The 11,899-nt window shown below is 50.8% G+C and carries 12 protein-coding genes, 1 tRNA gene, 1 other RNA gene and 1 pseudogene; all 15 read left to right on the forward strand.

Annotated features, from left to right (window positions below):
* Positions 1 to 126: 126 nt before the first annotated feature.
* A complete protein-coding gene (pckA, locus tag DEALDRAFT_RS12515) occupies positions 127 to 1,707 on the forward strand; it encodes a phosphoenolpyruvate carboxykinase (ATP) (protein ID WP_008518044.1) in 1,581 nt (526 codons plus the stop codon).
* Between the two features lie 213 nt (positions 1,708 to 1,920).
* Positions 1,921 to 2,277 (forward strand): annotated as a pseudogene (locus tag DEALDRAFT_RS17580) (peptide-methionine (S)-S-oxide reductase MsrA); the annotation flags it as partial.
* 57 nt (positions 2,278 to 2,334) lie between these two features.
* Positions 2,335 to 2,484 carry a hypothetical protein gene (locus DEALDRAFT_RS17585; protein WP_395858051.1) on the forward strand — a complete coding sequence of 50 codons (150 nt, stop codon included), beginning with the start codon at positions 2,335 to 2,337 and terminating at the stop codon, positions 2,482 to 2,484.
* Between the two features lie 116 nt (positions 2,485 to 2,600).
* Positions 2,601 to 2,691 (forward strand) — tRNA-Ser (locus DEALDRAFT_RS12525).
* Positions 2,692 to 2,713: 22 nt separating this feature from the next.
* An RNA gene (gene ffs, locus DEALDRAFT_RS16565) (signal recognition particle sRNA large type) lies at positions 2,714 to 2,977 on the forward strand.
* A 373-nt stretch (positions 2,978 to 3,350) separates the two neighbouring features.
* Positions 3,351 to 4,622 carry a lysine 2,3-aminomutase gene (gene kamA, locus DEALDRAFT_RS12530; RefSeq protein WP_008518049.1) on the forward strand — a complete coding sequence of 424 codons (1,272 nt, stop codon included), beginning with the start codon at positions 3,351 to 3,353 and terminating at the stop codon, positions 4,620 to 4,622.
* Complete coding sequence (gene ablB, locus DEALDRAFT_RS12535; RefSeq protein WP_008518051.1) at positions 4,606 to 5,469, forward strand: putative beta-lysine N-acetyltransferase; 864 nt, start codon at positions 4,606 to 4,608, stop codon at positions 5,467 to 5,469. Before kamA ends, ablB begins: the two co-directional genes overlap by 17 nt.
* Positions 5,470 to 5,530: 61 nt before the next feature.
* Complete coding sequence (gene dnaX, locus DEALDRAFT_RS12540; protein ID WP_008518052.1) at positions 5,531 to 7,108, forward strand: DNA polymerase III subunit gamma/tau; 1,578 nt, start codon at positions 5,531 to 5,533, stop codon at positions 7,106 to 7,108.
* 14 nt (positions 7,109 to 7,122) lie between these two features.
* A complete protein-coding gene (locus DEALDRAFT_RS12545; protein WP_008518054.1) occupies positions 7,123 to 7,443 on the forward strand; it encodes a YbaB/EbfC family nucleoid-associated protein in 321 nt (106 codons plus the stop codon).
* 21 nt (positions 7,444 to 7,464) lie between these two features.
* Complete coding sequence (recR, locus tag DEALDRAFT_RS12550; protein ID WP_008518057.1) at positions 7,465 to 8,061, forward strand: recombination mediator RecR; 597 nt, start codon at positions 7,465 to 7,467, stop codon at positions 8,059 to 8,061.
* A gap of 371 nt (positions 8,062 to 8,432) precedes the next feature.
* A complete protein-coding gene (locus DEALDRAFT_RS16570; protein WP_008518061.1) occupies positions 8,433 to 8,759 on the forward strand; it encodes a DUF2508 family protein in 327 nt (108 codons plus the stop codon).
* On the forward strand, positions 8,746 to 9,018 hold the full coding sequence (locus DEALDRAFT_RS12560; protein ID WP_008518063.1) for a pro-sigmaK processing inhibitor BofA family protein: 273 nt from the start codon (positions 8,746 to 8,748) through the stop codon (positions 9,016 to 9,018). Before DEALDRAFT_RS16570 ends, DEALDRAFT_RS12560 begins: the two co-directional genes overlap by 14 nt.
* 281 nt (positions 9,019 to 9,299) lie before the next feature.
* Positions 9,300 to 9,947 (forward strand): hypothetical protein, encoded by a 648-nt coding sequence (locus DEALDRAFT_RS12565; RefSeq protein ID WP_040379091.1) that lies wholly within the window; start codon positions 9,300 to 9,302, stop codon positions 9,945 to 9,947.
* A gap of 94 nt (positions 9,948 to 10,041) precedes the next feature.
* Positions 10,042 to 11,130 (forward strand): transketolase C-terminal domain-containing protein, encoded by a 1,089-nt coding sequence (locus DEALDRAFT_RS12570; RefSeq protein ID WP_008518067.1) that lies wholly within the window; start codon positions 10,042 to 10,044, stop codon positions 11,128 to 11,130.
* A gap of 15 nt (positions 11,131 to 11,145) precedes the next feature.
* Positions 11,146 to 11,898, forward strand: a complete 753-nt coding sequence (locus DEALDRAFT_RS12575; RefSeq protein ID WP_008518069.1) for a thiamine pyrophosphate-dependent enzyme — start codon at positions 11,146 to 11,148, stop codon at positions 11,896 to 11,898.
* Position 11,899: the final 1 nt, after the last annotated feature.

The raw sequence follows: 11,899 nt of genomic DNA on the forward strand, positions 1-11,899 counted from the left end.
AAAAATGGAGTTCCTTACAGGGTGAAGGTATGTTAAAATATCTTTGTTGGTCTACAGTTACATACACTTAACTTTCTTCCAAAACTATTAAGGAAGTTTTTTGTTGTTAGAGGGGGATTAAACAAAATGAAAGCAAATGCGCAGGTGGATGGAGATAATAATCTCATCGAGCCGAAACGGGCGCAGAGAAATCTGTCGGTAATGCAGTTGGTGGATGCGGCACTGGCCGGCGAAGAAGGTGTTCTTACATCAACGGGGGCGCTAAGAGCCCTGACCGGAGAGTACACAGGACGTTCACCCAAGGATAAATTCATTGTGGATGAACCGTCCATCCGTTCTCAAATCGACTGGAATAATAATAAAAAGCTGGCTCCCGAATATTTTCAGCGCATCTATGCCATGGTGATGGATTATGTGCGTGAGCATGACATGTACGTATTTGACGGCTTTGCCGGCGCCGATGATAAATACCGCGTTCCCATTCGGGTAATTAACCAGTATGCCTGGCATAATCTTTTTGCGCAGCAGCTGTTTATCTGCCCTACCAATGAAGAGTTGGCAAAACATTGCCCTCAGTTTACCGTGATTGATATCCCGGAGTTAAAAGCCGATCCGGAAGTACACGGCACCAACTCAGAAGCATTTATTATCATCTCGTTTGAAAAGCGGGTGGTGCTCATTGGCGGGACCGAATATGCCGGTGAGATGAAGAAATCGGTATTTTCTGTGCTGAACTGCCTTTTGCCCAGCCAGGGAGTTTTACCCATGCATTGTTCGGCAAATGTGGGTAAAGACGAAGATGTGGCTCTCTTTTTTGGCCTCTCCGGTACAGGCAAGACCACACTGTCGGCGGATCCGGAGCGTTTTCTGGTGGGTGACGACGAGCACGGCTGGTCCGATCGCGGGATTTTTAATTTTGAAGGCGGTTGTTATGCCAAGTGCATTGATTTAAAGGAAGAAAAGGAGCCGCAGATTTGGGGAGCCATTAAGTTTGGTTCTGTACTGGAGAATGTGGCGCTGCATCCGGAAACCAGAGTGGCGGACTACGCCGATTCCAGTATTACGGAAAACACCCGGGCCGCTTACCCCATAGAGCATATTCCCGGGGCGGTGGTTCCCGGTATTGCAGGGCACCCCAATGTAATTGTTTTTCTTACCGCCGATGCTTTCGGTGTGCTGCCTCCGGTGGCCAGGCTGACCAAGGAGCAGGCCATGTACCATTTTCTGTCCGGCTATACTTCAAAACTGGCCGGTACAGAGCGAGGCGTAACCGAACCGGAAGCCACATTTTCCGCCTGTTTCGGCGCACCGTTTTTGCCGCTGTCCCCCGGTGTGTATGCTGAAATGCTGGGTGAAAAGGTGGAGTCCCACAATGCCAGAGTATATCTGGTTAACACCGGCTGGTGCGGCGGGCCGTACGGAGTGGGCAGAAGGATTGATTTGGATTACACACGGGCCATTATTACAGCCATCTTAAACGGCAGTATTGAAGAAAGCGGGTTTACTGCCGATGAAGTATTCAATATTTTGGTGCCGGAAACTGTGGAGGGCGTTCCTGACCGCTTGCTGCAGCCACGGGAAGCATGGGAAAATAAGGAAGAATATGATGCCAGGGCCGCTGATTTGGCCGCCCGCTTTGCTGACAATTTTACCAAGTTTACAGATGTGTCCAAAGAGGTGCGAAGCGCCGGGCCCAAAACAAAATAGCAGCTGAAAATGCCGGCCATCGCCGGCATTTTTCTTCTTATTAACAATCTGTAAATTTCTTTTTTTCCTTTGTGGGGTATGCTAAACATATCTTTTAAAAGGAAGGTGTTTTACATGAGCGGTAAGTGTAATGCAGGCCGGTTGCCGTTGGACGCCGATGTTCCCGGTGCACTGGAAACTGCTACATTTGCGTTGGGATGATTCTGGGGCCCTGATGCCCGGTTCGGGCTCTTAACAGGTGTCTTCCGGACATGTGTGGGGTACGCAGGAGGCAGCAAGAAAAACCCCAGCTATCATAATCTTGGTGACCATACCGAAACCATTCAATTGGAATATGATCCTCGACAGATTACCTATGCCCAGCTCCTTGATATATTTTGGGAAAGCCATAATCCGGCCTTAGCCCGACCCGTTCAGTATACTTCAATTGTTTTTTTTCATAATGAAGAGCAGGCAGCGCTGGCCCGGAAAACTCTGACTGCCAGGGAAGCAAAAAACGGTAAGCTTTATACCACGGTTGTGGCGGCAAGAGAGTTTTATGCTGCAGAAGATTACCATCAAAAGTATTATCTGCAACAATTTGCGCAATTGACAAACGAGCTGCGGGCATGTTACAAAGACTTTGAAATGTTTGTGCGCTCCTCGGTGGCTGCCAGAATCAATGGCTATGTGGCGGGATACGGGACAATGGAGATGCTTGAGGCCGAAATAGACAGATTTGGCCTGACAGATGAGGGCCGGCAAGCCTTGCTGAAGCATGTGGCAAAGCTGGGTTGAATGGTTTGCGCAAAATTGGCAACAATAAGCACTTGAAAAAAGATTCAAAGAGTAGTAGAATATATTATTGTCGAGACAATGTTCCCGACCAATTAAATACGTTATTATGTTTGTACGGAGAGATGGCTGAGTTGGTCGAAGGCGCTCGCCTGGAAAGCGGGTAGACGTTCACGCGTCTCGAGGGTTCGAATCCCTCTCTCTCCGCCATTTTTATTATAAAAAAGTTTGGCCGTGCTAGACGGGGAGGTAGCGGTGCCCTGTACCTGCAACCCGCTATAGCAGGGTTGAATTCCTGCCCCCGGCTCTGGATCTTGGGGTCTGACCCAGGTAAGTGGTGTCGACGACCGGGTCCTGTGCGGCGTAAGCTTGTGAACCCCGTCAGGTCCGGAAGGAAGCAGCGGTAAGCAAGTCCTTGCGGGTGCCACGGGATAGCCTGGTCTGAGCTAACTGCCGGGGTAACGCCTGGGAGAAAGAGTCAAAGGCAGGTGCGCGGCCAGAATTTTGGATTAAAAATCCCACTCACACGAGTGGGATTTTTTGTGTGGACAGAGGGACCCTCTGCGAGGACAGGCAGGTTTATCTGTCCACATTTACTACAACAGGTAATAAATTGGCTTGGGGTGTTTTTGTCCATCTATTGTTGTTATTCGTAGGATTTGGGGATGATATATGCATAACGGCCATGGTAGCCGGGTGTGCACTATGAAGATTGCAGTAGCGAGTATAACCCCATTTGCTTCAGCTCTGTGGAAATGATACAATAAATGGCAGAGAAAAAATCAGGGCTGGAAGAAAGCTTAAAGCTTTTGGGGAAATACTCCAAAATTTTTAAGCGTTTTTTTTGCCCATACCCAGAGGAGGGAACCATGAGAAATTATAAAGAGGTACCTTTATTTAAGGATGTAACTGAAGAACAGTGGCGGGATTGGCGGTGGCAACTAAAAAACAGGCTAACCACCGTTGAAGAACTGCGCCAGGTGGTAGCTCTGACCGAGGCTGAAGAAAGAGGGGTGGCCAGTTGCCTGGATACATTGCGGATGGCTATTACGCCCTACTACGCCATGTTGATGAATCCGGAAGATTCCAACTGTCCTATACGCCTGCAGGCTATTCCCACCGCCACCGAACTGGAAAGTGGTGAGTGTGAGGCGGAGGATCCCTTGTTTGAGGATGTGGATTCACCGGCTCCGGGCCTGACCCACCGGTATCCTGACCGGGTGCTGCTTTTAATAACCGACCAGTGCTCCATGTACTGCCGCCACTGCACGCGACGGCGCATGGCCGGCACAAATGATCAGGCCCTGCCCCGCAGCGACGTGGACAAGGCGCTGGATTATATCCGCAATACCCCGGGAATCCGGGATGTGCTGATTTCCGGCGGCGATGCCCTGTTGATTTCTGATGATTATCTGGATGATATTTTAGGGAAACTGCGGGCCATTGAGCATGTGGAGATTATCCGCATCGGGACCAGAACGCCGGTGGTGCTGCCGCAGCGGGTGACCCCCGAGCTTTGTAATGTCCTGAAAAAACACCATCCATTGTTTATTAATACCCATTTCAATCATCCCACAGAATTAACAGATGAGGCCAAGAAAGCGGTGTCCATGCTGGCCGATGCCGGTATACCGCTGGGGAACCAGTCGGTACTGCTGCGGGGTATTAATGACTGTCCTTACCTTTATAAAGTGTTGGCCCAGCGGCTTTTGATGAACCGGATTCGTCCCTATTATCTGTATCAGTGCGATTTGTCCCCCGGTTTGGAGCACTTTAGAACATCGGTGGCCAAAGGTATTGAGATTATTGAACACCTGCGGGGCCATACTTCCGGCTTGGCTGTGCCCACCTTTGTGGTGGATGCGCCCGGTGGCGGCGGTAAAATTCCTGTCAGTCCGCAGTATATGATTTCCATGTCCGATGAAAAAGTTATTTTGCGCAATTATGAAGGTGTAATTGCTGCTTATACCGAGCCTAAGGAGAAAAGCAGCCCCTGCATGCATTGTGAGAACTGCAGCCGCCTGCTGCCCGGTGCAGACAAGGTGGGTCTGGCCAAGCTGTTTGCCGAGCGGAAAGTGAGTTTGGTTCCCAGGGGTAATATCAGAGAAAAAAGGAGAAACGGTGATGCTAAAAAATCATGATCAACGGCGGAGTCCTTATACCATCCGGCGGGACGGTGAAGGGTACCGCAGCGTACTTCTTGCCGATCCATACAATAGCAGAATGAAGTTAATGTCACACGACGGAAGCACCCGGCTGTCCGCAGAAGCTTTGCTAAAAGGTGCCAAGTCTTTAGGTTACGGCAAGGCCATAGCTTATATTCGTAATGAGGAGCGGCCTGCGTTTAAGGATGCCTTTGTGGAAGAAGGGAAAATTCCCGGCTTCTTTAATGGAGTGGATGCGTACTGTATGTCCGCATATCTTGATTCTACACGAAAAAAGCCCCGCGACAGCGAGAAAGCCGATAAAATTATAAGTATGGCGCTGGCCAAAGAGAAGGCCGGCGGCAAAATAAATCCAAAGTTTTCTTTTCGCCGGGCAACGGCGGCAGACAGTATGTCGCTGGCCAGGCTGTATTACTCGGTTTTTGGGGACTCATATCCCACACCGTTGTCGGATCCGGGCTTTGTCCAGGATGCCATGCAGTCAGGGACGGTATTCTGGCTGGCCACAGACGGCGACACTTTATGCGGTGCCGCATCCCTGGATACAGACCGTGAAATGCGCAATGCGGAGGTCACCGATTGTGCGGTGGATCCGGCCTATCGCGGCCAGGGCCTTTTGGCAGACCTGGTGGTGCAGCTGGAAGATGTGGGAAAAGAGTTGGGTCTTTCCTGCCTCTACAGCTTGTCCCGGGCGCTTCTGCCCGGCATAAATATTGTTCTCTCCGCCGCCGGGTATGAGTACTACGGACGGCTGGTTAATAATTGCCGTATTTGCGGCGGCTACGAGGATATGAATATTTGGCAAAAATTCATTTCAGGCTAAAGGATTTTATGCGCCGACGCTGAATTAGGGAAATAGATAAAAAAGGATACGGGTGGTTAAAATGTATCAGGCGCTATACCGACAGTGGCGGCCGCAGTTTTTTGCCGATATGGTGGGGCAGCAGCATGTGGCCAGAACACTGCAAAATGCTTTGGAGCAGGATAGGCTGGCACATGCGTACCTCTTCTGCGGCCCCCGTGGAACAGGGAAAACCAGTGCGGCTAAAATCCTAGCCAAAGCCATAAACTGTGAAAAAGGTCCGTCCCGTGAACCGTGTAATGAATGTGCGGCCTGCCGGGGCATTCAGGCCGGGCGGGTGATGGACGTGCAGGAAATTGATGCCGCTTCCAACCGCGGCATCGATGAGATACGGGAGCTGCGGGAAAAGGCTCGTTATTCACCGGTGGAAGTCCGCCATAAGGTGTATATTGTTGACGAAGTGCATATGCTGACTCAGGAAGCATTTAATGCGCTTTTGAAGACTTTGGAAGAACCGCCGGGACGGGTTCTGTTTGTGCTGGCTACCACTGAACCTCATAAGTTGCCGGCCACCATCATTTCCCGTTGCCAGCGGCTGGATTTTCACTTAATCGGCATGACCGATATTGCCGAAAGGCTGCGTAGTGTGGTTGACGACAGTGGACGTTCAATCCAGGATGATGCACTTTATCTCATAGCGGAAGAGGCGGCGGGCGGACTTCGGGATGCTTTGTCCCTCTTGGAACAAATTATGGCTTATAGCGAAGGTAATATTAGCGATGAAGATGTCTTGGCTGTCCTGGGTGCCGTGGGCCGAGATGTGTATTACCGGTTTACAGATTCTCTGCTGCGCCGTGATTTGGCGGCGGCGCTGCTTCTTTTGCAGGAAGTGGCCGCCGGCGGTAAGGATTTACACCATTTTACCCGGCAGGCCATCAGTTACTATCGGGATCTGATGGTGGCTCTGACCTGTGGTGATGATGCGGTGGCTCTGGGTATTGCGCCGGACTGGGCGGGCCGGTTACATAAACAGGCCCGGCAGTTGGGTATGGGCACCATCGGCCATATCCTTTCCGAATTACACGGGCTGTTAAACGAGGTGCGCTGGGCTTCGCGCCCCCGCCTGCTGTGGGAGTTGGCCATCTTTCGTATTATGGCGCCGCAGGCAGAAGACCGGCAGCAGGAGCTTCCTGTATCCAAGCCGGCAGATGTTAAGCCGGATAATACCCCTGTGGTTAAAGAAACCCCAGCCCAGAATTCTTTTCCGGAGCAAAAACGGGCGGCAGAGCCCGCAGGGGAAACGGCATCCATTGAGAACCTTCCCAGGTTGTGGCCCCGGGTTTTGGAGCTGGTGCGCAAGGAAAGCGTGAAAACACATGCGCTATTATTGTCGGGAGAGGTGTCTTCCTGCGATGAAAAAGTGCTGGAGCTGCAGTTTTCCGGACCGTTTCATTGTGAAATGATGGAGAGTGCGGAGAACCGCCGGTCTTTGCAAAAGGTACTGAAAAAAGTTTTTGCTGTGGAGCCGGCCATCCGTTGTGTGGTGGGAAAAAACGGCTCACTGCAGCAGCAGCAACCTGAGGAAAAAGACCCTGCCGAACTGATAAGTTCAGCGGTGGAAATTTTTGGCGGACGGGTCATTGATGAGTCCGGCACATAAGGAGGCAAAAAGCAATGTATGGTGGTAACATGGGCAATATGATGAAACAGGTTCAGAAGATGCAAAAGCAAATGGCCAAGATGCAGGAAGAGATTCAGGAAAAGGTGGTTGAAGCCACCAGTGGCGGCGGCATGGTTCGTGTGGAGGTAAATGGCAAAAAAGAAATGGTTAGTCTGACCATTGACCCGGAAGCCGTTGATCCTGAAGATGTGGAGATGCTGCAGGACATGATTTTGGCTGCGGTAAACGAGGGCCTGCGTAAAATGGATGAGTTGAGCGCATCGGAAATGAAGAAGCTAACCGGTGGCATGAATTTGCCCCCAGGGTTATTTTAAAGTGCAGGCGAGGGAACGTTTGTGATTTACCCTGAGCCGATTTCCCGGCTAATAGAGTCCTTGCAGAAACTACCTGGAGTGGGGCCCAAAACGGCCCAGCGGTTTGCCTTATTCCTCCTTTCCCTGCCCAGGGACCAGGTGGTGGCCATTGCCCGTTCTATGGTGGATGCCCGGGACAAGACGCGGTACTGTCGGATTTGCGGAAATTTCAGTGATGATGAAACCTGTACTGTTTGTCGGGATAAGCGGCGTGACAACACGGTTATTTGCGTTGTTCAGGATTCCCGTGACGTGCTGGCCATGGAACGAACCCGGGAGTATAAAGGGCTGTACCATGTACTGGGAGGAGCCATTTCTCCCATGGACGGCATCGGCCCGGAGCAGCTGCGCATGCGTGAGTTGTTGGAGCGCATCAAAAAAGGCCGGGCACGTGAGGTTATTTTGGCCACAAACCCCAATGTGGAGGGAGAGGCCACTGCCTTGTATGTGGCCAGAGTTCTAAAACCGCTGGGGCTGAAGGTGACCCGGATAGCTCATGGCCTGCCGGTGGGTGGAGATTTGGAATACGCAGATGAAGTCACATTGTCCCGTGCTCTGGAAGGGCGCCGGGATGTATAGTTAACAATAAAGAAAAAAGACGGCACAGCCGTCTTTTTTTTGTGCGCCGGCAGAAGGTCCCTCCGGCAAGATCAGAATCGGCAAGAATCTTCCTTCTCAAACAAATGGGACATGCACTCTGCGCCGTCGCTGCTTTTTGCCCAGTCGGCCCTCTCCAGTGTGCATTTACCCTCCTTTTGAAACTTGCAGTCACTATTGCATGTCAGGTCGGGCATTATTTACACACCTCCTATAAATAGTTTCCCAAAAAATGCGCATACTGATGCCGGAAAATGATGTGAATATCAAAAAGCATGAATAGGCATAGGAAAGATATGGTTATCATATAGTTTATTAATACGAAATAATCATTTCTTTCGGGAGGGATTACCGTGACAAGGGCGGAATTGCAAAAGCAGCTTTATATGTTTTGGGAAACTGTGGTGTCCAAGCTTTCCATGTCGGAGGCCGCTGCCACAACTCCACAGGAGAAGGATTTGTTTGATTTGGTAGAGGATGCCCGTCAGGAATGGCAGGCAGCCATGTCCCATTTTAATCAGGTAACAGATCCGGATTTGGTGGATCACGCCATTCATGCCATGGAAGCTGCGGAGAAAAAATACACCTACCTGTTAAAAAAGGCGCGTCGGGAAGGGTATCGTTTGCCGGCTACGCTGGATGCCTTGCGGGAAAGGAGGGCTGCGCGTGCCAACATTTGATTTTAACGTTGCTCTTGCTGTGGTCTTTGGCCTTTTTGTGCTGTATTTTGTAGCCAAAATGCTGGCCGGGCCGGCACTGCTTGTTTTGCGGCTGATCCTGACAGGAGCGGTGGGGGCAGTGGTCCTGTTGGTATTTAACCTGGCGGCAGGTTTATTCAGTCTGTCCATCGGCATCAATGCTGTAACTGCACTGGTGGTGGGCTATATGGGTTTGCCGGGTCTGCTCATGTTGATACTTTTGCAGCGCATGCTGGGGTAGTATTAGAAAATTCTAAACCAATTAAAAGATTCTAAAAGTTATTACAATAAAGCGCGCAATACCTTGACGCTGGGTTGAGGGGAGTGATATAATTCGGGGTGTAGCTGCCCATTTATTCTGAAAAAGGGGACCTGTCGGTCCTTAAAGCAATACATAGACTGACACGGCCCGGATAAATATGGCTCCCGGGCCGTTACTTTCGTCACGAGGGTTTTCTTTTTTTGTGGACAAGCTATTTTTGTACCTACGTACAGCGTAAAGGGGACTTTTTTTTGCGAATAATGGAAGCCTATGTGGGAGAATACGCCAGCGGTAAAAGTGAAAATGCAATAAACCGCGCACTGGAGCTGGTTGGCGGTGAAGAACCGGTAACGTTGGTGGATCTGGATTTGGTGGAGCCGTTTTATACCCTGCGTCCTCTGAAAAAAGAGCTGGAAAAGCAGGGCCTGGAAGTAATTGCCTGGGAAACAAAGGAGGCTTTTGGCCTGGGTGAGGCCGGCTCTGTTATTAAGCCGGAAATGCGCTGGGTTTTAAAAAGGCCTGGCCATGTAATTCTGGATGTGGGCTACGGTGTGGGCGGCAGCCAGGTATTTAATCTGTTGGAAGGTTTTGACCAGTCGGATCTGAAAGTGTTTGCCGTTTTAAATGTTGCCCGGCCCATGACGGCTACGTTGGAAGATATACTGCATTATCTGCAGGGCTTTCCCAAGCTGGATGGTGTCATCAACAACAGCCATCTGGGGGCCGAGACCGATTTGGATATAATCCGTCGGGGCGCCGATATCGTCAGTGATGCGGCAAAGGCTCTGCGCGTTCCCGTAATTGCCACTTCTGCAGAAGAGCGCTTTAAGAGCCAGTTGGGTGAGAAAGACCACCGCGGCAATCCGGTTCGCTATATTAAACGGTTTATGGAAAGAGCGTTTTGGTAGAGTCAGTATTGAAAAGCGCGTTAAGGAAATTGAATAAGCGCGCATTTCTAATAAATAGATAAGATAAGTACTTAGCTTTCAGGAGGTGTGTTGGATGACGGACAAGCCCGTACAGGAGGAAAAAAGAGTTTTCATGACGGGGAATGAGGTCGTGGCTTGGGCAGCTGTGGCCGCGGGGGCCGATATTATGTATGGCTACCCGATCACACCCCAAAACGAAGTCATGCATTACTGGACCAGATTGGCACCGAAGTTTGACAAAAAGTTTTTGCAGACCGAAGATGAACTGTCCGCCGGTTTTGCCACCATTGGTGGAGCACTGGCAGGAAGAAAATCATTTTCGGCCACCGCCGGACCCGGTACCACATTGTTCCAGGAACCGGTTTCCATGGCTGAAATGATGCGGATTCCAATGGTAGTGGTGGTGCAGCAGCGTGGAGGCCCTTCCACAGCAACCGTTATTTACTCCCAGCAGGAAGTAAATATGGTGACCTTTGGCGGAAACGGCGAAGGCTGGCGTGTTGTGTATTCCACCGCAACGCATCAGGAAGTTTATGATTACACCATTAAGTCTTTCAATGTGGCCTGGAAGTACCGCTTCCCCGTATTTTTGCTGGGTGACGGTTATCAGGCGAAAATGCGCGAGCCGGTAACAATGTACAATCCGGAAGACCGCGGCATTGAGCTGGTTGAGGCGGAGGCCACCCTGGGACAGGAAGGTGTGCCCGGCAAGGATCGCCCCGCACGTCATATCCGTAATGCTTATAGTGTGGAAGAGGAACTGTATGAGGCATCGATGCCCATTCAGGAAGAGTGGGAGAAAATGGCCGAAGAGATTACCGAGTGGGAAGAAGAAAACATCGAAGATGCAGATGTGGTTATAATTTCCCACGGTGTGGTAAGCCGTGCCGCAATTGCCGCCATGAACCGGCTGCGGGAAAAAGGCGTTAAAGTAGGTTATTTCCGCCCCATTACACTGCGTCCTTTCCCGAATCAGCAGCTCCGTGAAGTGGCAAAGAAGTGCAGCAACTTCCTTTTGGTTGAATCTGCGCTAGGACAGTTGGCACGTTTGGTAAAAGATGCGTTGTTTAATATTCCCGTTGAAAACTTTGATACAATTTATAAGCCGGGTGTCGGCATTACCGCCGAAGAACTTGTGGAACATATCCAGAAAACCCGGTAGAAAGGTGGGAGAGAAATGGCTGAACGTTTGGCAATGCCCAAATCCTGGCACTTGGAGTCCAAGCCGCATAAATTCTGCCCCGGCTGCGGACACGGTATTGTGCTGAAGATTTTGGGTGAAGTAATAGACGAATTGGAAATCCAGGACCGGATGGTATTTGGTGTAGATATCGGCTGTTCCCTGCTCGCCTGGGATTTCTTTGATGTGGATACCGTTCAGACACACCACGGACGGACAAACCCGGTAATGGTAGGGCTTAAGCGGGCCAATCCCGAACTGCTGCCCATAGCTTATATGGGTGACGGCGGCGGTTACGCCATTGGTTCACAGCATTTGGTTAACTCTGCGTTCCGTAACGAGAAGATTATGGCTATTGTGGTCAATAACTGTAACTACGGGATGACCGGCGGACAAATGTCCCCCACCACTCTTCCCGGCCAAAAAACGGAGACCTCGCCATATGGGCGTGATCCCAAAGAAACAGGTAACCCCACCCTGGGGCCGGAAATGGTGGCGGCCATTGCTTCTCCCGGCGCCTATGTGGCCCGGGCTACCGTTTCCAACACCAAGCAGTTAAAGCGGTTTATGAAGAAAGCCGTTGAAAACCAAATCGCTGGTAACGGCTTCTCCTTCCTGGAAGTTATCTCCAGTTGTCCGACCAACTGGCGCACCAATGCGAAGCAGACCTGGGCTTTCATGGAAGAGGACATGGCCAACTACTTCAAAACGGGCGAACTCCGGACACCGGATGAAAACAAGGAGGGGTAGA

Origin of the sequence: Dethiobacter alkaliphilus AHT 1 (assembly GCF_000174415.1) — a bacterium.
Classification (GTDB): domain Bacteria; phylum Bacillota; class Dethiobacteria; order Dethiobacterales; family Dethiobacteraceae; genus Dethiobacter; species Dethiobacter alkaliphilus.

What these genes read in the sequence shown, in the direction of transcription:
- pckA (WP_008518044.1), top strand. Translation starts at nt 127, where the DNA reads ATGAAAGCAAATGCGCAGGTGGATGGAGATAATAATCTCATCGAGCCG.
- DEALDRAFT_RS17585 (WP_395858051.1), top strand. Translation starts at nt 2,335, where the DNA reads ATGTTTGTGCGCTCCTCGGTGGCTGCCAGAATCAATGGCTATGTGGCG.
- kamA (WP_008518049.1), top strand. Translation starts at nt 3,351, where the DNA reads ATGAGAAATTATAAAGAGGTACCTTTATTTAAGGATGTAACTGAAGAA.
- ablB (WP_008518051.1), top strand. Translation starts at nt 4,606, where the DNA reads ATGCTAAAAAATCATGATCAACGGCGGAGTCCTTATACCATCCGGCGG.
- dnaX (WP_008518052.1), top strand. Translation starts at nt 5,531, where the DNA reads ATGTATCAGGCGCTATACCGACAGTGGCGGCCGCAGTTTTTTGCCGAT.
- DEALDRAFT_RS12545 (WP_008518054.1), top strand. Translation starts at nt 7,123, where the DNA reads ATGTATGGTGGTAACATGGGCAATATGATGAAACAGGTTCAGAAGATG.
- DEALDRAFT_RS12565 (WP_040379091.1), top strand. Translation starts at nt 9,300, where the DNA reads ATGGAAGCCTATGTGGGAGAATACGCCAGCGGTAAAAGTGAAAATGCA.
- DEALDRAFT_RS12570 (WP_008518067.1), top strand. Translation starts at nt 10,042, where the DNA reads ATGACGGACAAGCCCGTACAGGAGGAAAAAAGAGTTTTCATGACGGGG.
- DEALDRAFT_RS12575 (WP_008518069.1), top strand. Translation starts at nt 11,146, where the DNA reads ATGGCTGAACGTTTGGCAATGCCCAAATCCTGGCACTTGGAGTCCAAG.